The organism is Nocardioides sp. (assembly GCF_050246775.1).
In the GTDB taxonomy this organism is placed as follows: domain Bacteria; phylum Actinomycetota; class Actinomycetes; order Propionibacteriales; family Nocardioidaceae; genus Nocardioides.
Window position 1 is genome coordinate 233,079 of sequence record NZ_JBFWVK010000005.1, and the last position, 21,436, is coordinate 254,514.

A 21,436-nucleotide genomic window follows, 5' to 3' on the forward strand; every position below is an offset into this window, starting at 1 on the left:
TAGTCACAAGTGACTACTGGGGTCGAAACGAACACCCGATACCGGGGGCCGCTCGCAGGCAGCAAGATTGTCCTCAGATCGGGTTGCCAACCTGCACACCGGTCGGCAATCAAATTCAAGTGGGATTGAAACCAAAACTTTCCGGAGGGGAAATTATTATGTTGGACTACCTGATCATCATGCTCGACGCCAAGAAGGCCAAGATGGACGAGCGCGGCGCGTCCGCCGTTGAGTACGGTCTGCTGATCGCCGGCATCGCGGCGCTCGTCGTCGTCGTCGTCTTCGCGTTCGGTCACGTCATCTCCGACGTGTTCAAGGGCACCTGCACCGCCGTCAAGTCGGGCGCTGCGGCCAGCTCTGCCTGCTGATCTCAGTTCGGAGCCTGGTGGCCGCGGACTCTTCGGAGCCGCGGCCACCACGCCTTGGAGCACAAAGAAGGTGAAATCATGGAGAGCAACGACGTAACGGCCCGGCGCCGTGACGAACGTGGAGCTTCCGCAGTCGAGTACGGCCTGCTGATCGCCGGTGTGGCGGCAGTGGTCGTGCTGGTCATCTTCTCCTTCGGACACGTGATCGGCGACCTCTTCGGGAACAGTTGCGGCACCGTGGCCGGCACCATCAAGGGGACTGGCTGCTGAGATCCGCGGCACGCTGATCGGCGATGGCCACCCGCGTCAGCGCGGTGGGGTGCGAACCGAACCAGAACTGTGACACTGCTGGCGGTGTGGGGTCGTTCAGACCCCGCACCGCCAGTTGCTTCTGTACGGCGATGAAGGCCTCGGGATCTCGGGTCGCCCTCAGCGCCTCGACATCGGCCCGGGTCTCCACATTCCTCGAGATCGTGTTCTGGATGGGACTGACCAGCAACGTCCCCCAGGCCGACAGCGCAAGCACCAGGGGCACGACCCCAGCCGTCGCCATCCGCGGCCGCTCACGGCCGGCCCGCCAGCCGAGCACGAGGCCGAGCAGGCCCACGGCGACCAGCACACCGAGCGCTCCGAGCGCCGAGCCGACGAGCGGGTCGTCGTGCTTCGCGTGTGCCAGCTCGTGGGCGACCACCGAGAGGGTCTCGGCCTGCGGGAGGTCGTTGACCAGGTTGTCGTAGACCACGATCCGCCGGGTGTCCCCGTAGCCCGAGACATACGCGTTGAGGGTCGTCGTACGCCGCGAGGCGTCGCTGACCAGGACGTCGTCGACCCGAACGCCCTCGGTCCTCGCCAGGGCCAGGATCTCGGTGCGCAGCGTGCCGTCGGGCAGTGGTTCGAAGTGGTTGAACAGTGGCTCGATGACCACGGGGTAGACGAAGCTTCCCAGCATCACCAGCGCTGCCAGGGCGGTGCCCGCGATCGCAGGCCACCATCGCCGCCAGCGGCGCGCCGACCCGATCAGCACCAGCAGCACCAGGCTGCTCACCAGCCAGCCGATGGCCGCATTCGTCGCCAGGTCGCGCACGTAACCACCGAATGACTGGTTGGTGAGGCCGTAGGCCAGGTAATGGCGTCGCAGGAGCAGCGACAACGGCAGGGTGATCACCCGGCCCACGAGCAGGACCAGTCCGGTTCCGAGCAGCACCCGGCACCACCACGGACCGAACAGCCGGCCCATGAGCCGGGCTCCCAACGGCGAGAAGCCCAGCACAGAGGCGACCGCCAGGGACAGGGCGAGCGAACCCCAACTCAGCAGCCGCGCCTGCCGGGCGAAGGACTCGGCACGGTCGATCTGGGCGGCCGAGAACACCTCGCTGGCCGGCACAGGAGCCGGCACTCCACCTGGGACCGGGTGCCACGGAACGAGCCACAGCGCCAGGCCTGCGAACCCCACCGCTCCGATCCCGGTGACGACGAGGGCGATCGATCGGGGGCTGCTCTTCACCTGGCCAAGTGTTGCAGGCGCACCCGCCAGGCCGTGATGAAGGAAGCCTGAGTTGTGCCGAAGATCTTGCGCAGCTCGGCGCGGGGATCGCCACCCGCCGAGACGGCTCGGTAGTAGGCGGTCAGCTGGTCCGGGCTGCCGAGCCGGGCGAGCGTGCGGCATGCCAGCCACGCAGCCTCGTAGGAGGCCTCGAGCCGCTCGCCCGTCGTCGCGAACTCGGCGTCCGCGGGCAGTGTCTCGGGCAGTCCCTGCGACCTCACCTGGCTCACGATGGCCGAAGCGGTCTGGCCGGACGGCAGGTCCACGTGACGCAGCGCGACGAAGTCCGCGAAGCCCTCGACCAGCCACAGCGGCGCCGTCGCCGTGGCCGCCCCGGTTGCGACGTGCACTGCTTCGTGCGTGATCACCACCTGCGCGCCCGGCGCACGACCGGGGACGAAGACCTCAGGGTTCACGAACACGTGCGCCGGTCGGGACCTGTCCAGTGAGCCGTCCACGGTCGTGGTCACGGCGGCGATGTCGTCGTACTCACCCGACCTCGCGCCCAGCGCCTGGTTGAGGGCGGTGGCCGTCGACGGCACCTCGACGACAAGTCCGCCGGGCCAGTCACCCAGCACCCGCCGCACGCTGCCTGCCGCCCGGCGCGCGAGGGGCAGGTAGCGTGCCGGCGGCTGTCCGGCCGTGAGCACCAGGACGCCCGGACTCCGAGCCACCTCGACGGGCTGTGACAACCACACGGGGGTACGCCGGGCGCCTCCCCCGACGCCGGCGACCACGGCGTGGTCGTCCTGGAGCCGGAAGGTGAACGAGACGGGACTCTCGGCCACGCCGTCGTCGACCCCCCCGAAGGACCAGGTGACGCCCACCTCGGCAGCCCACTCGCCCGTGCCCTCGGTGAGTGCGCCCGGTTCCTCGGCGCGAAAGCGCAACGTGAAGTCGACGACCCTCAGGGCTCGGGCGTTGTCGATGACGACGCGCTCGACCTGGGAGTCGGGCCGGGAGTCAGACTGGGATCCCGACCTGACTCCGCGTTCCAGTCTGCGCAGGGCGTCGCCAGCGAGGGCTGCACGTTGCGCTCGATCCGGTCGACCGGTTGCCGGGTGGGTGCCTGGTGCCTGGTCCGGGGTGCGCTGCTTCTCCCGGGTCACGACGACGGCGGCGAACAGGCCCAGGAGCAGACACAACGAAAGGCCGGCCGCCCACCAGCGTGGACGACCGGCCTTCACGAAGGCTGGATCAGCCAGGGCGAACCGCGCCGACGTACGGCATGGCGTGCAGGCCAGTGACCTTGACCCCGGCGCTGGGGTTCTCGGCGTTGACGATCAGCCCGTTGCCGATGTACATGCCGACGTGACTGATGGGGCTGTAGTAGAACACCAGGTCACCCGGCTGCAGGTCGGACTCCGAGATGCGGGGTCCCGAGGAGAACTGAGCGGACGACGAGTGCGGCAGGCCGACGCCGGCCTGGGCCCAGGCCATCATGGTGAGCCCGGAGCAGTCGAACGCGCTGGGGCCAGCAGCGCCGTAGACGTAGGCCTTGCCCACCTGTGCCATCGCGTATTGCACGGCTGCTGCGGCTCGCCCGGAGGCGGAGATGTCCGGCAACCGACTGATGTCGCCGCTGCGCGACGCCTCGAGGATGGCGGCCTGCTCCTTCTCCTCGAGATCTCCGAGCAGAGCCTTGGCGGCGTCGTAGTTCTTGTCGACCTCGGCCTTCTGGGCGGCGAGATCCTTCTCGAGTGCCTCAGCCTCATCCTGACGCTCGCGCGTCTCGGACTTGCGGATGTTGAGGGCCTTGAGCTCCTTGGCGTAGTCGCCGAACATGTCCGACTGCATGTCGTTGTACTCCGACATGGTCGTCAACTGCTCGAGGAACGCCGACGGGTCGTCGGAGACCACGACCTGGCCCACGGCGGAGATGCCCTGGCCCTGGTACTGGTCGACGATGGAGCCAGCCACCTGACTGCGCACCGCATCGAGCCGGGCCTGCTGACGGGCCTGGTCCTGACGGAGAGCCTCGAGATCAGCGGTGACGTCGGCCAGTTTCACCTTGGCGTCGTTGAGACGCTCCTGGGCGTGTTCGGCCTGTTCGTAGAGGCGGTCGACCTTCACCTTGACATCGTCGATGTCGGGCTCGGCGGAGGACGGGGACATGGGGACCAGCGCAACACACACAATCGTTGCTGCGGCGGTCAGTGCGAGCGTGGCTCGCTTCCGGCCGTGAAGCACGCGCGGACGATCTCCTCTTTGTCTACGCCTACCGGGTGAGCTGACGGGTTCGGGCACAAAGAAAGCCCTACGTCTGCTCCACGCGCGAGCGCCTCGCAGACGATTCACCCCAGGGATATGTGGGTCCCCGGCTCCAGGCCCATGAACTCCCCCGCCCATGGCCCTGAATTAGGCGTGGCACCCGCACAAATCCGTGTGATCTGCTGGCACGGGCGCCTGAGCGCACAAGGCTACGGTGCCGGGACACCGTCGGGCAAACCCTCGGACCGGATGCTGGGGATCGTGTCGGCCGCACCTGCTCACGCCGACTCGGTCTGGGGCCCCGAGACCGGCGTGACCAGTCTCAGGGGCGGCACCAGCCCGGACTGGGCCAGGACATCGAGCGCGGCCCGCTCGTCGTCTTCGAAGGAAAGCTCGGGTGGTGGGCCGAGCAGCACGGTGACCACGCAGTCGTGGCAGGCCAGTCCGCGCACCACGCAGGTGTCGCAGTCGATTCTTGTCGTCATGTCCCCGACGTTCGCAGACGCCACCGACACTGCGACCGGTGATGGGGTCAAAGCGCCCCGGCGTCACCTCGGGAGGCCTATCCTCACAGGCATGCCCGGCACCCAAGGCGAGAACTACGCACGCCGCCTCAGCACCAAGAGCGGCGCGCGCTGGAAGCGCCTGCTCAACGTCCAGGCGCCCTACCAGTGGAACCTGCGCCGCAAGGCCCTCGGGCGCACGCTCGACGTGGGCTGCGGCATCGGGCGCAACCTGGGGTCCCTGGCTCCTGGCTCGGTCGGGGTCGACCACAACCCCGCGTCCATCGCCATTGCGCGCGGAGCCGGGCACGAGGCCTACACGAGCGCCGAGTGGGCCGAGTCCCGCCCCTACCCTGCCCAGTCGTTCGACTCGTTGTTGATCGCGCACGTGATCGAGCACATGAGCGCCAGTGCCGGAGTCACCCTCGTGCAGGACTACCTCGGATTCCTCCGGCCCGGCGGCAAGGTCCTCTTCATCTGCCCACAGGAGCGTGGCTACGCCTCGGACGAGACCCACGAGCGCTGGACGACCGGCGAGGACCTCGAGGCGCTGGCCCGCGACGTGGGACTCCGGCCCGACCCATGGCGCAGTTTTCCGTTCCCCCGAGCCACCGGGAGATTCTTCACCTACAACGAGTTCAACGTGCTGGCTCACCTGCCCTAACGGGTCAGCACGCCGATCAGAGCCGCGGCCTCGGCCGTGCGCGCCCCGAGCCGACGTACGTCGCGCACGACCTCCTGGTCACTGGTGACCACGACCACCAGCCGGCCCTGCGGCTCGGCGGCCACCAGGTCGCGGATCACGTCGTCGGCGATCACTCCGAGGGGGCTGAAGATCACCTTGACGCCCCTCGGCGGATGGACCGGCGGCCGCGTGCCGCTCGCGGCCGCATCGAACACCACAGTCGTCTCCGCACCACTGCGGGCGACCAGTGGTGCGATCCCTGCCAGCAGTCGGATGCGTTGGGCCTCAAGTGAGGACTCCGGCCAGGCCGACTTGCTGACGTTGTAGCCATCGACGATGAGGCGCGCTCGCGGCATCGCCAGATAGTTCTCCAGGAGCGCAGGACTCGAGGGGCCGAGCGTGCCCGCCGCCGACGTGCTGCGCACTCCAGGCTCGTCTGCGGCGAGCTCAGCCTCCAGGCGATCACCCGGCGCACCAGGGACAGCAGGCAGGGACAGCTCCCGGCGTAGTCCCTGGGCCGACTCCAGCAGGGTGTCCATGAGCAGCCGGGCGCGTAGGGCGCTGTCGTCGCGTTCTGCCCGCGACTCACGACGAGCGGCGCCGGCCGCCGCCTCCAGCTCGGCGACCCGGGCCCGAAGCCGACGTACCTCCGCCTCGGCGGCCGCCGTAGCGGTCTCCGCGGCGCCGAGCAGGCGCTGCGACGTGGCGGCCGCCTCCAGCGCCGTGGACTGGGAGGTGCGCTGGGCGGATCTCGCCTCCCCCAGCTTGCGACGCAGCGAGGCGTTCTCCGCCTTGAGGGTCTCCACCTGCTCCCGGGCCCGCGCACGTTGCTCGCGCAGCGCCTGCTCGCGCTCGGACAACCGGGCCTTGAGCCGCTCGACCTCATCAGCCTCGCGGCCCACCGTGCTCGAGTGCTGGCGCGTCTCGACGCGTTCGGTCGCCAAGGCCAGGGCGGCCTCCCAGCCCTCGGGACGCAGCAGCCACAGCAGTGCGGACACCTCGATGGGGTCGGCCGTGTCGGGCACCTCCCCGTCCTTCACAGCCGCCGCCAGTTCAGGAGCCAGCACGGCGGCCTGGGTCGCGACATGACCCCGGAACTCGTCGTCGAGTCCGATCGTCACACCGATCTGACGCCCGCCGAGCCGCGCTCGACGGGCGGGGGTGAAGTCCGCCACCCGCTTGAGCGAGGGGGGAAGAGGTGTCACCTGCGGCAGCACCTCGGCTGCCAGCGCGATGATGCGGGAGCGGACCTGCTCCGGCAGCCCCGCGCTTTCGGACGCGTCGGCACTCACGGCGGAGGCACCGCAGATCCATCGCCCCCGACCCCCGCGTCACGGCTCACCACCTCGATGGCGTCGTCGCGGCCACACCAGCGACACGAGACCGTCTCCAGGGTCTGCGACCTGAGGTTCACCTCCTCGACGCGATGGGATCCGCCGAGGTCGAAGTGCCAGTACTCCGTGGTAAGGCGGGTTCGGGTCACGTCGAAGCGGGTGAGGTTGCCGCACCCCGCACATCGCCAGCGCTGGGTGTCGTCGGGGAGTGCTGCGCTCACGGGTGCTCCTGGTGGGAGTGGCGGTCGACGCCAGCCTATTCCGCGCGGCGTCCACCGATTGTCGGTGCCCACATCTACCGTCCAGGTCATGGAGGTCAGGGCATGGCGGTGGTGACTCAGACTGCAGGCTCCCGCTGGGAGTCGCAACGCAGTTTCGACGAGCTCGGCCGCCCCCTGCGCGAGGTGACCTTCTGTGTCGTCGACCTCGAGACCACCGGCGGATCGGCGGCCGGTGGATCGATGATCACCGAGATCGGCGCGGTCAAGGTCCGCGGTGGCGAGTGGCTGGGCGAGTTCCAGACGCTGGTCAATCCGCACACCGAGATTCCGGCCTTCATCGCAGTCCTGACCGGCATCAGCAACCACATGGTGGCCGACGCCCCCACCATCGAGTCGGCCCTGCCCGCCTTCCTGGAGTTCGCGCAGGGGTGCGTGCTCGTGGCCCACAACGCGCCCTTCGACGTCGGCTTCCTCAAGCACTTCGCCGAGCGCCAGGATCGGGCCTGGCCGCGCTTCGAGGTGCTCGACACCGCCAAGCTCGCGCGCCGGGTGATCACCCGCGACGATGCCCCCAACTGCAAGCTCTCCTCGCTCGCGCGGCTCTTCAACGCGTCCACCACGCCCAACCACCGGGCGCTGTCAGATGCACGGGCCACCGTCGACGTGCTCCACGGGCTCATGGAGAGGCTGGGCGGGCTGGGCGTCCACACGCTTGAGGAGCTGCAGACCTTCTCGGCCCGGGTCAGCGCGGCCCAGCGCCGCAAGCGGCACCTTGCCGAGGGGCTGCCACACTCCCCCGGGGTCTACCTGTTTCGCGACGAGCAGCGCCGGGTCCTCTACATCGGCACCTCGCGCGATCTGCGCACCCGGGTCCGGTCCTACTTCACCGCTTCGGAGACCCGCACCCGCATGGGCGAGATGGTCGCGCTGGCCGACTCCGTCACCGGGATCGAGTGCGCCACACCGCTCGAGGCGGAGGTCCGCGAGCTGCGCCTGATCGCCGAGCACAAGCCCAAATACAACCGCCGATCCCGGTTCCCGGAGAAGGTCCACTTCATCAAGCTGACCCGGGAGGCCTGGCCACGGCTGTCCCTGGTCCGTCGGGTTCTCGATGACGGCGCCGACTACCTCGGGCCCTTCTCCTCGCGCAAGACCGCCGAGAAGTGCCTGGCCGCCCTCCACGAGACCTTCCCGGTGCGTCAGTGCTCCGACCGGCTCACGCTCACCCCCACGCGATCGGCCTGTGTGCTGGCCGAGATGGGGCGCTGCCTGTCGCCGTGCGACGGCAGCACCGACGAGTCGGCGTACGGCGCCGTCGTGCGTGCCCTGCGCGACACCCTGTCCCAGCGCCCCGATCAGGTGGTCGATGCCATCAACCTGCGCATGTCCGCGCTGGCGGATCGCGAGCGCTTCGAGGAGGCGGGGGTGCATCGTGACCGGCTGGCCGCTTTCATCCGTGCCGCCGCGCGCACCCAGCGGCTCTCCGCCCTCACCCGCTGCCCCGAGGTGGTCGCGGCCCGTCGTGAGTCCGACGGGCGCTGGGCGGTGCACGTCGTGCGCCGTGGGCGGCTGGCCGCCGCCGGCGTGATTCCGCCCGGTTCGGATGCCCGCGACTACGTCGCCGGTCTGCGGATGTCGGCCGAGACCGTGCCGTCAGCGCCAGGACCCACCCCTGCCGCCACGGCGGAGGAGACCGAGCGGGTGCTGCGGTGGTTGGAGTCGCCGGGCATCCGCCTCGTCGACGTCGATGGCGAGTGGACCTGTCCGGTCGCCGGCGCGACGCGACACCTCGCCCTGCACGATGCGGTCAACCAATCACGGCTGAGCCTCGTGCCCTTCGACGATCGGCGCGACCGGTCGCCGGAGCATCGCCCGGCCCGCTAGCGTGTGCCCATGATCACCGCCATCGTCTTCGTGAAGGCCGACGTCGCGCGCATCCCGGAAGTCGCGGAGGCCATCGCGGCGCTCGAGGGCGTCAGTGAGGTCTACTCCGTCACCGGCCAGATCGATCTGATCGCCCTGGTCCGGGTCAAGAACCACGACGACGTCGCCAACGTCGTGGCCGACCGCCTCAACAAGATCGACGGAGTCGCGGAGACCGAGACCCACATCGCCTTCCGTGCCTACTCACGCCACGACCTCGAAGCGGCCTTCTCCCTCGGTGCCGAGTGAAGGCACCCTCGCCACGACTGCGTGGCGGTGTCCCGTTCCTGCTCACCCTCGTTGCCCTTCTCCTCGTCCAACTGGCCTGGGCCTTGGTGGTGCCCGCGTTCCGCGGAGTCGATGAGATCGAGCACGCGTATCGGGCTGCCTCGGTGGCCGAGGGCCACTGGCGACCGGACTACCTGACGCCACGTGATGGGCGCGGAGACCTCATCCCGGTGCGGCAGGACGTCGTCGAGGCGGCCTACCCGGTCTGCACGTGGCTGGTCTACAACGGCTCCGACAACTGCCGCGGAGTCCGCGACGTGGGCAATGGCGAAGTCCTGGTGGCCAGCGCCGCAGCTCGCTACAACCCGGCCTTCTACTGGATCATCGGCACCGCGGCCCGACCCTTCGACGGATTCACCGCCCTCTACGTCATGCGTGCGGTCGCAACCTTGTTGTGCGCAGTTCTGATCGCCGCCGCAGCCAGTCTGATGTGGCGATGGAGCACGACGGTCTGGCCGGCCGTGGCCCTGGTTGCCGCTGTCTCACCAATCGTCACCTACTCCAACGTCGTCGCCGCACCCAACGGCGTGGAGTTGTCGGCGGCCATCTTGTTGTGGATCTCACTGCTGGGCCTGTCCACGCGGCCGTCTCCGCAGCTGGAGCGACACCTGCTGATCGCCGCCGCCGTCGCTGCGCCATGTCTGGCCACGGTTCGGTCCTTGGGGCCACTGTGGCTGGGCGTGATCCTCCTCACCGGTCTCTGGCTCATCGGGCGGCACGGCTGCCACGAGCTCTGGCTGCGACACCGCCGCCTGATCCTGGTGGTTGGCCTGGTGACCGCAGCCGGACTGGCATGGGGTGCCGGTTGGACCCTGACCGCGCACCCCAACAACCCGGCCAGCGACAGCGACGCGTCCCCGGGCAGTGTCTGGGCGCAGCTGCCGACCGCGATCCCGTTGTGGGTCTTCCAATCCATCGGGGCGTTCCCCCTGCGCAATGAGCCGGCACCCGCCACCACCTACCTGCTCTTCCTCATCCTCTGGATCCCCCTGGTCGCTGCAGGTCTTTTCGCTCGACGTCGCGGGCCTCTGGTCTTCGTTGCGACGGTGAGCCTTGCCGTTCCGGTCGCCCTCACGGTGGCCAGCTATCAGCAGATCGGCGTGGCGTGGCAGGGGCGCTACGGCTTCCCCGTCTCCCTCGGGGTGTTCCTCCTTGCGGGGCTTGCCTTGGACCGGACCCGCGCGTGGTCGGCCCCCAGCCGCGTGCTCGCTGTGTCGAGCTGTGTGATCGCCGGTGCCGCCTGTCTGATCGGGCAGTTGGGTGCTCGTTCTCTGGTGCTCTCCGACAACGTGAATCCCCCTGGCCAGGTCGGGCCGGTCTGGATCGTCGTGGTGTTGACCGTCACGGGCTACAGCCTCGTCGCAGCGGGGCTGCACAGCCGCCGGGTCGCCTGATCGGTTCGAACCAGATAGCCCGAACGGGCCATCTGCCCACGAACCCGGAGCACGGGTGCGGCGCTGCCCTTAGCCTCGAAGCGACGGGTAGGGAGGACCACCATGAAGAGCACTGACGTGTGTGTCGTCGTACGCATGTACAACGAGGCAGCAGTCGTCGGTCCCGTCGTCACCGAGCTCGTGCAGTGCTTCGACCACGTTGTCTGCGTCGACGACGGCAGCAGTGACGGATCCGGGGCCATCGCCCGGGCCGCGGGCGCGCTGGTCGTCACCCACCCGGTGAACCTCGGCGGTGGCGCCGCCCTCAAGACGGGCCTGCGCTACGCGAGCGAGGTCACCGACGCCACGCACTTCGTCACCTTCGACGCCGACGGGCAGCACCAGGTCTCCGACGCACTGGCCATGGTCGAGCTCGCCCGCACCAACGATCTGGACGTGGTGCTCGGCTCACGCTTCCTGGGTCTCGAGAGCGACATGCCCGCCAGTCGCCGTGCGCTGCTCCGGGCTGCTGCCCTCTTCACCCGGGTCACCACCGGCGTCGCGCTCACCGACTCGCACAACGGGCTGCGCGTTCTGAGCAGGCGATTCGCCACCCGTCTACGCCTCACGATCGCCGGCATGGGCTATGCCAGTGAGCTGATCGCCGCGCTGGGAGCCGATGACGTGACGTACGCCGAACACCCGGTCACCGTGCTCTACACCGACTACAGCCTCGGCAAGGGGCAGCGCAACCTCAACTCGGTCAATATCGTGGTCGACCTGGCCCTGACGCGTCTCTGGTCGCCGGCATGATCATCAAGGTCCTGCTCGTCGCCGCCCTCGCGGGTGCCGTGTGGTTCGCGATGCGCACCCAGGCCCGCGGCAACCACCTGGCCATTCGCCGGATCGCAGCCGTCGCGTTCCTCATGGCAGGCGCGCTCTCGGTGCTCTTCCCCGACATCACCGTGGTCGCCGCCAACGCCGTCGGCGTCGGACGAGGCACCGACCTGCTGCTCTACGTCCTCGTGGTGGCGTTCCTCTTCGTGACGATCGGGCTCTACCAGCGGGTGCACACGCTGGAGCGACGCCTGACGGACCTCTCCAGGGAACTGGCGCTGCGCACGGCCGACCGGGCGCGTCAGGACCACTGATCGTCTGGCGTTCAAGGATCATGGGCGCGTGATCGACGTCCTCCTGCCGTTCTACGGCGACCCCGGGCTGCTGCGCCGGGCGGTCGAGAGTGTGCAAGCCCAGACCAGCGCGGACTGGCGGCTCCTGGTGGTGGACGACTGCTACCCGGGTGAGTCCGTCGAACCCTGGCTGTCGAGCCTGGGTGAGTCCCGGATCGTCTACTCCCGCAACCCCGAGAACCTGGGGGTCAACCGGAACTTCCAGCACTGCCTGGAGCTTGCCGAGGCCGATCACGTCACCTTCCTGGGCTGCGACGACCTCATGTTGCCGCGCTACGTCGAGGTGGTGGGTGCGGCGGCCCGCCGGAGCTCGGCAGCGATGGTCCAGTGCGACGTGCAGGTCATCGACGCTGACGGGCAGCCCGTGCGCACGTTGACCGACGCGGTCAAGCGACGACTGATGCCCGATGTCCAGGGCAGCCTGACCCTGTCGGGTGAGGACTTCGCTCGTCGACTGCTGACGGGCAACTGGGCCTACTTCCCGGCGATCTGCTGGGACCGCCGCCAGGCACTCCACCATGGGTTTCGTCCTGGACTCGACCTCGCCCTGGATCTCGCGCTGATCCTCGACCTGGTCTCAGCCGGAGCGGACTTCGTGCTGCTGGAGGAGGTCTGTTTCGCCTACCGACGCCACGGCGACAGCGCCTCGTCCGTGGCCGCCGTCGACACCCGACGTTTCACCGAGGAGCGGGCGTTCTTCGTAGAGGTCGCGAAACGGCTCGACGAGCGCGGATGGCCGCGTGCGGCCCGCGCGGCCCGGATGCACCTCACATCCCGGTTGCACGCCGCGGCCCTGCTCCCGGCGGCGGTGCGGACCCGTGACCGCGTCGCCGTCAGATCGCTGTTCCGGCACCTGGCCCGCTAGCCTCCCGGGGTGAACTGGCTCGACGCGATGGGCTGGGGCGGCAGCGCCCTCCTCGTCATCTCCCTGCTGCAGACGCGCGTACTGCGCTTCCGGGTCCTCAACCTGGTGGCCTGCGTCATCCTCCTGGCATTCAACGCCATCCTCGGGATCTGGCCGATGGTGGCGATGAACGCCGTCCTGAGCGCCATCAACCTGTGGTTCATCGTGGCCCTGCTGCGTGAGCGTCACGACGAGGCGGTCTTCGACGTACTCCGGGTGCGCTCCACCGACGCCTACCTCGCCCACGTCCTACGGGTGCACCGCGCCGACATCGAGTCCTTCCAGCCGGACTTCGCCGGTGCAGCGCCGGGCAGCGTCGTCTACCTGGTGCAGAAGGGTGACGAGACCGTGGGGGTCGTCGTGCTGCGAGTCAAGGACGGCACGGCCCTGGTGGATCTCGACTACGTGACCCCCCGGTTCCGGGACTTCTCCCCCGGTGAGTTCGTCTGGCGCCAGAGCGACCTGTTGGCCAGCCTCGAGGTCAACCGCGTGGTGACCCCGGCGCGAATGCGTGGCGCCTACTACGACCGACTCGGGTTCCGGCGCGAAGGCGATTCCTGGGTGCTCGAACTGCCCCACTGACCCATTCCGCCACGGCGGCGCCCGCGTGCGTGAGATCGTTCTGCCGTGTCCACGCCGCCTGATGTCAAGCCGCGCTCGGACGAGCTCGTGGCCCGCGTCCTTCGGGTCTTCCCCTTCATCCTGTTGCTGGGCCTGTTCGCCGCCCTCCTGCGTTCGGCCACGGTCCCGGTGGACAATGCCGACACGTTGTTCCATCTGCGCTTCGGCCATGAGTTCTTGACCGACTGGTCGCTGCGGCACCCGGGCAGCGTGAGCAGCCTCGCCACCAGCCCCTGGGTGCCCACCCAGTGGCTCTCAGAAGTGGTGTTCGCCCGGTTCGAGGACTGGTTCGGCCTGCGCGGCGTGGCCTGGTTGACCGGCCTCCAGGTGCTCACCTTCGGCCTGGTGCTGTTCGGTGCCTGCCGACGTTGGGGCTCGCCGCAGGCTGCGATCATCCCCACCCTGCTGGCCGTCATCGCTGCCGGCGGAGGGCTCTCGGGCCGGCCTCAGGTGCTGAGCTACGTCCTGGTGGTCGTAGTCACCGATGCCTGGCTGCGCACCCGACGCGACGCACGAGTCCGCTGGTGGCTGATCCCCCTGACCTGGGTATGGACCATGCTCCACGGGATGTGGCCGGTTGGCATCGTGATCGGCCTGGTCGCCGTCGCCGGGGGGTTCCCCGAGCACCGGACCCTGCGCCAGTCGGCGCGGGAGCTGGCCGTTCCACTGCTCTCCCTGGTGGCCGCCGGGCTGACTCCGCTGGGGCTGGCGTCGTACGGCGGGGTGGTGGCTGTCGGGTCACGAGCCTCCTACATCCCCGAGTGGGCCGCGCCCGACTTCACCACCATCGGCCCCCTGGCACTGGCGGCGATGTTCTCGGCGCTACTGCTCATCCGAGTACGCACCGGTGGTATGTCCTGGTCCGAGACCCTGCTCCTGCTGCTGGCCGGTGGTTGGGCGGTCTACTCAGGCCGCACCGTAGCGGTGTCGGCAGCTGTGGTGGCCCCCCTCCTGGCCCAGGCCCTGCAGAGCGTCCTCCCGCCGCGTCAACGCGTGACCAGGCGGGAACGCAGGCTGGTGCTCGGTGGCTTCGTTGCCGGGCTGGTCGCCCTGGCGGCGCTGCTCCCCCTGATCGACGTGACCCCCAGCCAGAAGCCCGGAATCGATCCGGCCCTCGATGACCTGCCCGCCGGGACGCTGGTGCTGAACCAGTGGGTCGACGGTGGCTACCTCATGTGGCGGCACCCTGATCTGGACATCGGGATGCACGGGTATGTCGACACCTATACCGAGCCCGAGATCGACCGGTTGGTGGCCCTGTTGGACACCGCCCCCGGATGGGAGCGGACCCTGGCCTCCACCGGGGCCTCCTACGCGCTGCTGGTGCCCGACTCCGCCCTGGCCGAACGTCTCCAGAGCGAGCTGGACTGGCAGGTCGTGCAGTCCTCACCCGACCTCGTGCTGCTCACGGCACCATCAGGTGCCCGCTGAGCTCGCTGCCACCCAGCGTTCGAGCGTCTCCTGAGCGGCGCCGGAGTCGATGGCCTGACGGGCCAGCGCCATCCCTTCGCTGAGCGCCTGGTCGAGGTTGTCGGTGGCGGCGCCGTACACCGCCAGCGCCGCGCCGGCGTTGAGCACCACGGCGTCGCGCACCGCGCCCTTCTCACCCGCCAGGAGCCGTCGCACGACGTTGGCGTTGAACGCGGGGTCGTCGCCCTGGAGGCTTTCGGGGCTCGCGAGCGACAGCCCGAAGTTGCGCGGATCGATGGATCGCTCGCTGACGGCCCCGTCCCGGGCCACCCACACCGAGGACGTGGTCGTCGTGGTGAGCTCGTCGAGGCCGTCGTCGCCACGGAACACCCAGGCATCGACGCCGCGCCGCGCGAACACGCCCGCCATCAGTGGAGCCGAACGACGGTCGGCGCAGCCGATCGCCTGGGCGGCAGGTCGGGCGGGGTTGGTCAACGGCCCGAGCAGGTTGAAGCTGGTGGCGATGCCCAGCTCTCGACGCGCCACGGCGGCGTGCCGGAACGACGGGTGGAAGGCCGCGGCGAAGCAGAACGTGATGCCGGCCTCCTCGGCGATGGCACCGACCCGCGCCGGTGGCAGGTCCAGACGGATCCCGAGCTTCTCCAGGACGTCGGCGGTGCCGGCCTTGGACGAGGCCGAGCGGTTGCCGTGCTTGACGACCCTGGCCCCGGCGCCGGCCGCAACGATCGCTGCCATGGTGGAGATGTTGACCGACATCGACCGGTCTCCCCCGGTCCCCACGACATCGAGCACCCGACCGGACACCGAGATCGGGTTGGCCTCGGCAAGCATGGCCTCAGCCAGCCCCGACAGCTCCTCGATGGTCTCGCCCTTCGCGCGCAAGGCGACGGCGAAACCGGCGATCTGGACCGGGGTGGTGTCTCCCGAGAGCACCTGTGCCATGGCCCAGGTGGCCTGTTCGGCGCTCAGGTCGACACCCGCGACGAGGGAGCCCAGGACCTCGGGCCAGGTGAAGCTCATCGTCAGACGGCGGCGCGCGAGCGCAACAACGAGATGACGACCTCAGCCAGCTGGATCGGGTCGATCGGGTGCGGCACAGCGGCCTCGGCCCGCGACCACGTGGCCAACCACGCGTCCTGCACCCGTCCGGTCAACACGATCACCGGCGGACACTGGTAGATCTCGTCCTTGAGCTGCTTGGCGATCCCCATGCCACCGGCGGGCACGGCCTCGCCGTCCAGGATCGCCAGGTCGATCGACCCGGCGTCCATCTGCTGGAGTACGACGGGCTCGGTGGCCACCTCGACGTACTCGAGCTCGGGGAGGTCGGGGTGCGGGCGCCGCCCGAGGGCGAGGATCACCTGCTGACGGGTGTTGGAGTCGTCGCTGTAGACGAGCACCTGCAAGGCCTTGGCGGTCACTCGTGCATCGTAGCCGGATCGGGCGGCGCCGGTGCAGCGGGCTCGACGACCGGGAGGGGGCTCGCCGCGGCCCGCGCGTCGCGGGCGTCGATGCGGTCCAGCCGCCGGTCCTCACGAACGGCCTCCCGCATCGAGGAGCGCACCCACTGGGTGAACAGGATCGCGAAGAACAGCAGCCCGATGAAGTCGCCGGCGCCCCACAGGATGCCGCCGGCCAGGTGCTGGTCGTCCAGCGGATCGGGCAGCCACGACCCCATGGGTCCGTCGTGCAGCGACGGGTACCAGTCCCCACCCAGCAGCGTGCTGCCACCCATGATCGTGACGCCGAGGAAGGCGTGGAACGGCAGGGTGAGCACCACGAGCAGGACCCGGAACGGGTAGTCCACCCGCCCTGGGATGGGGTCGATGCCCATCAGCGGCCAGAAGAAGAGGGCGCCGACCGTGACCAGGTGCACGTGCATCATCTCGTGGACGAACACCGAGTTCAGCGAGGCCTCGTACCACCCGGAGAAGTAGAGCGCCCACGGCGAGATGACGAAGAGCGCGAGCGTCAGCGGCGGGAAGGACAGGACCCGCGCGACCCGGGAGTGCAGGACCCCCAGCAACCAGCGGCGCGGCGTACCGGGAAGGGTGCGCAGGGCGAGGGTCACCGGAGCCCCGAGGGCCAAGAACAGCGGCACGACCATCGAGAGCACCATGTGCTGCACCATGTGCACGCTGAGCAGCGTGGTGTCGTAGGTCGCGATGCCGCTCTGGGTCACGACGTAGAAGCTGCCCGTGCCGCCGACCACGAACGCGACCGTCCGCCCGACCGGCCAGGCGTCGCCCCGGCGGCGCAGCGCAAGCACACCGGTCAGGTAGAGACCGGCCACCCAGACCGTGCCGATGAACAGCAGCGGGTCGATCCCCCACTCGGTGACGACACTCGACAGAGTGAAGCGGGGAAGGTCGGGCACGGACATCAGCACGCTGCAACATTAAGTCCCGACGAAAGTCAGGGGGTCGGGGTGCCCTCCCAGCCAGGTCATGGACATAATGTCTCTGTGGCGACTGCAACGGCTATCCCGGCATCCCGACTGCACGGACATCATGACCGTCCGAGCATGGTCAGTGTGGGCACGATCATCTGGCTCTCCAGTGAGCTGATGTTCTTCGCGGCCCTGTTCGCGTGCTACTTCACGATCCGTGCGGCGACGCCGGAGACGGCGGCACTGTGGGCGCAGAACACGGCCTTGCTCAACGTGCCGTTCGCGGCCGCCAACACCACCATCCTGGTGCTCTCCTCGGCCACCTGCCAGATGGGTGTGTTCGCGGCGGAGCGCGGCCAGGTCGGCCGCTCAGGTTCGGTGTTCAACGTCTCCAAGTGGGGTCTTCGCGAGTGGTTCGTGCTCACCTACGTCATGGGCGCGGTCTTCATCGCCGGCCAGGCAACGGAGTACGCCGCGCTCATCCACGAGGGCGTCACCATCCAGGACTCGGCCTACGGGACGATGTTCTACCTCACCACCGGCTTCCACGGCCTCCATGTGACCGGTGGTCTGATCGCTTTCCTGTTCGTGCTCGGACGCACGTTCCTGGCCCGGCGATTCACACATGAACAAGCCGTCAGCGCCATCGTCACGTCGTACTACTGGCACTTCGTCGACGTGGTGTGGATCGGCCTGTTCGCCACGATCTACCTGATCAAGTAACACCGGCCCGGACGAGAACCAGGACTGAATCTGTGCGCTTCTTGAATCGCTCCGCCGGACGAATCTCCCGGCACCGTCGAGGTCCGCTCGCGGGCTTCCTTGTCATCGTGCTGGGCCTGCTGCTCACCGGCGGACTCTTCGCGGCCTTCGCGCCTGCCAACGCAGGTCAGCAGGAGTCCGACGCCGCACAGGTGGAGGCCGGCCGCAAGCTGTTCCTGGTCGGCTGCGCCTTCTGCCACGGCCAGAACGGCGAAGGCATCCTGACCGAGGACGGCACCCAGCAGCTCGGGCCGTCCCTGGTCGGCGTCGGCGCGGCTGCCGCCCACTTCCAGCTCGGCACCGGGCGCATGCCGCTGGCCCAGCCCGGCCCGCAGGGTCCGCCGAAGAAGGTCGTCTACAGCGAGGAGGAGATCCTCCAGCTCGCGGCCTACGTGGCCTCCTTGGGCCCCGGCCCGGCGATCCCGGACGAGTCGGAGTTCAGCAGTGAGGGCATGAGTGCGGAGGAGAAGGAGAAGGCCATCGCCAACGGCGGCCAGATCTTCCTCACCAACTGCACCGCCTGCCACAACTTCGGCGGCAACGGTGGCGCCATGCCGGAGGGCAAGATCGCCTACTCGCTCACCGAGACCAGCCCGATCCACATCTTCGAGGCCATGCTCACCGGCCCGGGCCAGATGGATGTCTTCTCCAACGGCAACATCTCCCCCGAGGACAAGCGCGACGTGATCCTCTACCTCGAGTCGATCCGCGAGTCCCCGGAGTACGGCGGCCTCAGTCTCGGCGGACTCGGACCGGTCACCGAGGGCATGGCGGCCTGGTTGATCGGCATCGGCATCCTGGTCGGCTTCGCCGTGTGGATCGCTGCGCACACCACGCGATCGAGCAAGACCAAGAACGAGGAGGCGTCCGCGTGAGCGAATCCAACGACAACCTGCCCGCTGAGACGAGCGGCATCGTCGAGGTCATCCCCAACCCGGGGATGCCTGAGCACCACTGGCGCCCCACCGACGTCGACCCCAAGGCCGAACGGCGCGCCGAGCGCCAGGTCGCCATGCTCTTCGGGCTGTCGATGGTCTGCACCGTGCTGTTCGTGGTCGCCTACTTCACGTTGAGCATCGGCGAGGACGCCACCGTCTTCGCCGGCTTCGGTGCCTCCAACGTGGCGCTGGGCCTGACCTTCGGGCTCGCCCTGCTGTTCATCGGCATCGGCATCATCCAGCTCGCCCGCAAGCTGATGGCCGATCATGAGATCTCCGAGATGCGGCACCCGGCGAAGTCGTCCGACGAAGACCGCGAGGTCACCCTGGAGGCGCTCTCCCAGGGACTCGAGGAGTCCGGCCTCGGCCGTCGCCCGCTGATCCGCAACACGTTGCTGGGCGCGGTGAGCCTGATCGGCATCCCGCTCGTGGTCGGGCTGCGTGACCTCGGCCCGCTACCGGGCGACAAGCTGCTGAGCACCATCTGGGAGAAGGACATGCGCATCGTGCGCGATGTCACCGGCACCCCGATCCTGCTCTCGGACCTGCAGATCGGTGACCTGGCCAACGCGCAGCCCGAAGCCCTATTCCCCACGGAGGAGAACGGCTACCCCGAGCTCACCGGCCTGGAAATGCAGGTCGGCAAGTCCAAGGCCTCGGTCATCCTGATCCGGATGAACCCCGATGAGATCGTGCCCAACAAGGATCGGGAGAACTGGTCGGTGTCGGGGGTGGTCTGCTACTCCAAGATCTGCACCCATGTGGGCTGCCCGATCTCCCTGGCCGAACAGAAGACGCACCACCTGCTGTGCCCGTGCCACCAGTCGACGTTCGACCTGGCCGACTCCGGGCGCGTCATCTTCGGGCCGGCCGCCCGTGCACTGCCCCAACTGCCGATCGCGGTCGACTCAGAGGGGTACCTCGTCGCACAGAGCGACTTCACCGAACCCGTGGGCCCGAGTTTCTGGGAGCGTGACTCGTCATGAGTGCCACCGATCAGGTCGCCAGCACCAACGGCAAGACCGCCGCCAAGGCCAAGAAGGCCAACCCGGCCGGCGCAGCAGCTGAGTGGGCCGACGAACGCTTGGGCCTGGCCACCCTGGCCAAGAAGAACCTGCGCAAGGTGTTTCCCGACCACTGGTCCTTCATGCTCGGTGAGATCGCCCTGTGGAGCTTCGTGGTCCTGCTGCTGACCGGCGTGTTCCTGACGTTGTGGTACCGCCCCAGCATGGCCGAGGTCGAGTACATGGGCTCCTACGCCCAGTGGCGCGGCGTACCCATGTCGGAGGCGTTCCGCTCCAGCCTGGACATCTCCTTCGACGTGCGCGGTGGACTGCTGATGCGGCAGATGCACCACTGGGCCGCCATGCTGTTCGTCGCCTCGATGATGATCCACATGCTGCGGGTCTTCTTCACCGGTGCGTTCCGCAAGCCCCGCGAGCTCAACTGGGTCATCGGCTCCCTGCTGCTGCTGCTCGGCACGCTCGAGGGCTTCACCGGTTACTCGCTGCCCGACGACCTGCTGTCCGGCACCGGCATCCGTGCCGCGGACGGCTTCATGAAGTCGATGCCGGTGGTCGGCACCTACATGTCGTTCTTCCTGTTCGGTGGTGAGTTCCCGGGTGAGTCGATCATCCCGCGTCTCTACACCGTCCACGTGCTGCTGATCCCGGGCCTGCTGCTCGCCCTGATCGCGGCCCACATGCTGCTGCTCGTCTACCACAAGCACACTCAGTGGCCCGGCCCCGGACGCACCAACGACAACGTCGTCGGCTACCCGATGCTGCCGGTCTACGCCGCCAAGGCCGGCGGGTTCTTCTTCATCGTCTTCGGCATGGTCGCCCTGATGGGCGGGCTGCTGACGATCAACCCGGTGTGGAAGTTCGGACCCTACGATCCCTCCAAGGTCACCGCCGGTTCCCAACCCGACTGGTACATGGGCTGGCCGGACGGCGCCCTGCGGATCATGCCCGGCTGGGAGACGCACCTGTGGGGCCACACGTTGTCGTGGAACGTGTTCCTGCCGATCATCGTCCTGCCCGGGTTGATGTTCACGATCCTGATGATGCTGCCGTTCATCGACTCCTGGATCACCCAGGACAAACGCGATCACCACCTGCTCTACCGACCGCGCGACGCTCCGACGCGCACGGCGGTCATGGTGGCGCTGATGACGTTCTACGGCATCCTCTGGATGGCCGGTGGCAACGACATCATCGGCATCACCTTCCACCTGAGCATCGAACAGATCACCTACTTCAACCGGGTGGCTGTGTTCGTGGGGCCGGTGATCGCCTTCATCATCGCGCGGCGCTGGTGCATCTCGTTGCAGCGTCACGACAAGGAGACGGTGCTGCACGGCTACGAGTCGGGCGTGATCATGCGCTCGCCCGAGGGTGGCTACAGCGAGAAGCACCTGCCGCTCCCGGTCGAGAAGGCCTACAAGCTCACCGCGCGTGAAGCCGATCAGGTCTACACGGGTCCGGGCGCGACCGACGCCAACGGCGTGGCTGCTCCGGGGACCCTGAAGGAGAAGTTGCGCGCGAAGCTGTCGACCTTGATGTACGCCGACAACATCGCGCCGCCGACCGCGGAGGAACTCGAGGAGGGCCACCACCACGCCGAGCACGAGCACGAGCTCGAGGCGGGGCTGGACCACCCGGCTGACGGTCACCAGTTCGACGGGCGACACACGATCGACGAAGAGCCGATCCGCCCAGGTCACTGACCACGACGAAGGCCCCCGATCCAG

Annotated in this window: 24 protein-coding genes and 1 riboswitch; of the genes, 15 read left to right on the top strand and 9 right to left on the bottom strand. The window is 68.7% G+C overall.

What is annotated here, in order from left to right; all coding sequences use genetic code 11:
• Nucleotides 1-158: 158 nt before the first annotated feature.
• Together AB7I40_RS19720 and AB7I40_RS19725 are read left to right on the top strand one after the other, a co-directional pair.
• Nucleotides 159-368 (top strand): Flp family type IVb pilin, encoded by a 210-nt coding sequence (locus tag AB7I40_RS19720; protein ID WP_428345297.1) that lies wholly within the window; start codon nt 159-161, stop codon nt 366-368.
• Nucleotides 369-446: 78 nt separating this feature from the next.
• Nucleotides 447-638 carry a Flp family type IVb pilin gene (locus AB7I40_RS19725; RefSeq protein ID WP_428345298.1) on the top strand — a complete coding sequence of 64 codons (192 nt, stop codon included), beginning with the start codon at nt 447-449 and terminating at the stop codon, nt 636-638.
• On the opposite strand, the gene AB7I40_RS19730 is transcribed toward AB7I40_RS19725, so the two are convergent.
• The 4 genes from AB7I40_RS19730 to AB7I40_RS19745 form a co-directional block, all read right to left on the bottom strand.
• Nucleotides 619-1,872, bottom strand: coding sequence for a M48 family metallopeptidase (locus tag AB7I40_RS19730; RefSeq protein ID WP_428345299.1), 1,254 nt, complete (start codon nt 1,870-1,872; stop codon nt 619-621). The genes AB7I40_RS19725 and AB7I40_RS19730 overlap by 20 nt on opposite strands.
• Nucleotides 1,869-3,098: a hypothetical protein gene (locus tag AB7I40_RS19735; protein WP_428345300.1), complete on the bottom strand. Its 1,230-nt coding sequence runs from the start codon at nt 3,096-3,098 to the stop codon at nt 1,869-1,871. The genes AB7I40_RS19730 and AB7I40_RS19735 overlap by 4 nt, the downstream gene beginning before the upstream one ends.
• A 10-nt stretch (nt 3,099-3,108) precedes the next feature.
• A complete protein-coding gene (locus tag AB7I40_RS19740) occupies nt 3,109-4,026 on the bottom strand; it encodes an NlpC/P60 family protein (RefSeq protein WP_428345301.1) in 918 nt (305 codons plus the stop codon).
• 84 nt (nt 4,027-4,110) lie between these two features.
• Nucleotides 4,111-4,286, bottom strand: a riboswitch (cyclic di-AMP (ydaO/yuaA leader).
• Between the two features lie 114 nt (nt 4,287-4,400).
• Nucleotides 4,401-4,607: a hypothetical protein gene (locus AB7I40_RS19745; protein ID WP_428345302.1), complete on the bottom strand. Its 207-nt coding sequence runs from the start codon at nt 4,605-4,607 to the stop codon at nt 4,401-4,403.
• Nucleotides 4,608-4,698: 91 nt separating this feature from the next.
• On the opposite strand from AB7I40_RS19745, the gene AB7I40_RS19750 reads away from it, so the two are divergent.
• Nucleotides 4,699-5,289, top strand: coding sequence for a class I SAM-dependent methyltransferase (locus tag AB7I40_RS19750; protein ID WP_428345303.1), 591 nt, complete (start codon nt 4,699-4,701; stop codon nt 5,287-5,289).
• Here the strand turns inward: AB7I40_RS19750 and AB7I40_RS19755 are convergent.
• The gene (locus AB7I40_RS19755; RefSeq protein ID WP_428345304.1) at nt 5,286-6,602 is read right to left on the bottom strand and encodes an NYN domain-containing protein; all 1,317 of its coding nucleotides are present in this window, start codon (nt 6,600-6,602) and stop codon (nt 5,286-5,288) included. The genes AB7I40_RS19750 and AB7I40_RS19755 overlap by 4 nt on opposite strands.
• Nucleotides 6,599-6,865, bottom strand: a complete 267-nt coding sequence (locus AB7I40_RS19760; RefSeq protein WP_428345305.1) for a hypothetical protein — start codon at nt 6,863-6,865, stop codon at nt 6,599-6,601. Before AB7I40_RS19760 ends, AB7I40_RS19755 begins: the two co-directional genes overlap by 4 nt.
• 102 nt (nt 6,866-6,967) lie before the next feature.
• Between AB7I40_RS19760 and AB7I40_RS19765 the strand changes: the two genes are divergently transcribed.
• The 8 genes from AB7I40_RS19765 (at nt 6,968) to AB7I40_RS19800 (ending at nt 14,595) form a co-directional block, all read left to right on the top strand.
• Nucleotides 6,968-8,749, top strand: coding sequence for a DEDD exonuclease domain-containing protein (locus AB7I40_RS19765; RefSeq protein ID WP_428345306.1), 1,782 nt, complete (start codon nt 6,968-6,970; stop codon nt 8,747-8,749).
• 9 nt (nt 8,750-8,758) lie between these two features.
• A complete protein-coding gene (locus AB7I40_RS19770) occupies nt 8,759-9,037 on the top strand; it encodes an Lrp/AsnC family transcriptional regulator (protein WP_428345307.1) in 279 nt (92 codons plus the stop codon).
• The gene (locus tag AB7I40_RS19775; RefSeq protein ID WP_428345308.1) at nt 9,034-10,470 is read left to right on the top strand and encodes a DUF2142 domain-containing protein; all 1,437 of its coding nucleotides are present in this window, start codon (nt 9,034-9,036) and stop codon (nt 10,468-10,470) included. The genes AB7I40_RS19770 and AB7I40_RS19775 overlap by 4 nt, the downstream gene beginning before the upstream one ends.
• Before the next feature lie 102 nt (nt 10,471-10,572).
• Nucleotides 10,573-11,262 (top strand): glycosyltransferase family 2 protein, encoded by a 690-nt coding sequence (locus AB7I40_RS19780; RefSeq protein ID WP_428345309.1) that lies wholly within the window; start codon nt 10,573-10,575, stop codon nt 11,260-11,262.
• Nucleotides 11,259-11,600, top strand: coding sequence for a DUF2304 domain-containing protein (locus AB7I40_RS19785; protein ID WP_428345310.1), 342 nt, complete (start codon nt 11,259-11,261; stop codon nt 11,598-11,600). The genes AB7I40_RS19780 and AB7I40_RS19785 overlap by 4 nt, the downstream gene beginning before the upstream one ends.
• A 28-nt stretch (nt 11,601-11,628) precedes the next feature.
• Nucleotides 11,629-12,504: a glycosyltransferase family 2 protein gene (locus AB7I40_RS19790; protein WP_428345311.1), complete on the top strand. Its 876-nt coding sequence runs from the start codon at nt 11,629-11,631 to the stop codon at nt 12,502-12,504.
• Nucleotides 12,505-12,513: 9 nt separating this feature from the next.
• Nucleotides 12,514-13,125 carry a hypothetical protein gene (locus AB7I40_RS19795; RefSeq protein ID WP_428345312.1) on the top strand — a complete coding sequence of 204 codons (612 nt, stop codon included), beginning with the start codon at nt 12,514-12,516 and terminating at the stop codon, nt 13,123-13,125.
• Nucleotides 13,126-13,170: 45 nt separating this feature from the next.
• Nucleotides 13,171-14,595 carry a hypothetical protein gene (locus AB7I40_RS19800; protein WP_428345313.1) on the top strand — a complete coding sequence of 475 codons (1,425 nt, stop codon included), beginning with the start codon at nt 13,171-13,173 and terminating at the stop codon, nt 14,593-14,595.
• Here the strand turns inward: AB7I40_RS19800 and trpD are convergent.
• Genes trpD through AB7I40_RS19815 form a run of 3 tightly spaced genes read right to left on the bottom strand, consistent with a single transcriptional unit; the run spans nt 14,581 to nt 16,978 of the window.
• Complete coding sequence (gene trpD / locus AB7I40_RS19805) at nt 14,581-15,615, bottom strand: anthranilate phosphoribosyltransferase (protein ID WP_428345314.1); 1,035 nt, start codon at nt 15,613-15,615, stop codon at nt 14,581-14,583. The genes AB7I40_RS19800 and trpD overlap by 15 nt on opposite strands.
• A gap of 2 nt (nt 15,616-15,617) precedes the next feature.
• Nucleotides 15,618-16,016: a hypothetical protein gene (locus AB7I40_RS19810; protein ID WP_428345315.1), complete on the bottom strand. Its 399-nt coding sequence runs from the start codon at nt 16,014-16,016 to the stop codon at nt 15,618-15,620.
• Complete coding sequence (locus tag AB7I40_RS19815) at nt 16,013-16,978, bottom strand: cytochrome c oxidase assembly protein (RefSeq protein WP_428345472.1); 966 nt, start codon at nt 16,976-16,978, stop codon at nt 16,013-16,015. Before AB7I40_RS19815 ends, AB7I40_RS19810 begins: the two co-directional genes overlap by 4 nt.
• An 81-nt stretch (nt 16,979-17,059) precedes the next feature.
• Between AB7I40_RS19815 and ctaE the strand changes: the two genes are divergently transcribed.
• Genes ctaE through qcrB form a run of 4 tightly spaced genes read left to right on the top strand, consistent with a single transcriptional unit; the run spans nt 17,060 to nt 21,412 of the window.
• Nucleotides 17,060-17,707 carry an aa3-type cytochrome oxidase subunit III gene (gene ctaE, locus AB7I40_RS19820; protein WP_428345316.1) on the top strand — a complete coding sequence of 216 codons (648 nt, stop codon included), beginning with the start codon at nt 17,060-17,062 and terminating at the stop codon, nt 17,705-17,707.
• A 32-nt stretch (nt 17,708-17,739) separates the two neighbouring features.
• Entirely contained in the window at nt 17,740-18,621 is an 882-nt protein-coding gene (gene qcrC, locus AB7I40_RS19825) for a cytochrome bc1 complex diheme cytochrome c subunit (RefSeq protein ID WP_428345317.1), read from the top strand.
• Nucleotides 18,618-19,670 carry a cytochrome bc1 complex Rieske iron-sulfur subunit gene (gene qcrA, locus AB7I40_RS19830; RefSeq protein ID WP_428345318.1) on the top strand — a complete coding sequence of 351 codons (1,053 nt, stop codon included), beginning with the start codon at nt 18,618-18,620 and terminating at the stop codon, nt 19,668-19,670. The genes qcrC and qcrA overlap by 4 nt, the downstream gene beginning before the upstream one ends.
• On the top strand, nt 19,667-21,412 hold the full coding sequence (qcrB, locus tag AB7I40_RS19835) for a cytochrome bc1 complex cytochrome b subunit (RefSeq protein ID WP_428345319.1): 1,746 nt from the start codon (nt 19,667-19,669) through the stop codon (nt 21,410-21,412). The genes qcrA and qcrB overlap by 4 nt, the downstream gene beginning before the upstream one ends.
• The last annotated feature ends 24 nt before the right edge of the window (nt 21,413-21,436 follow it).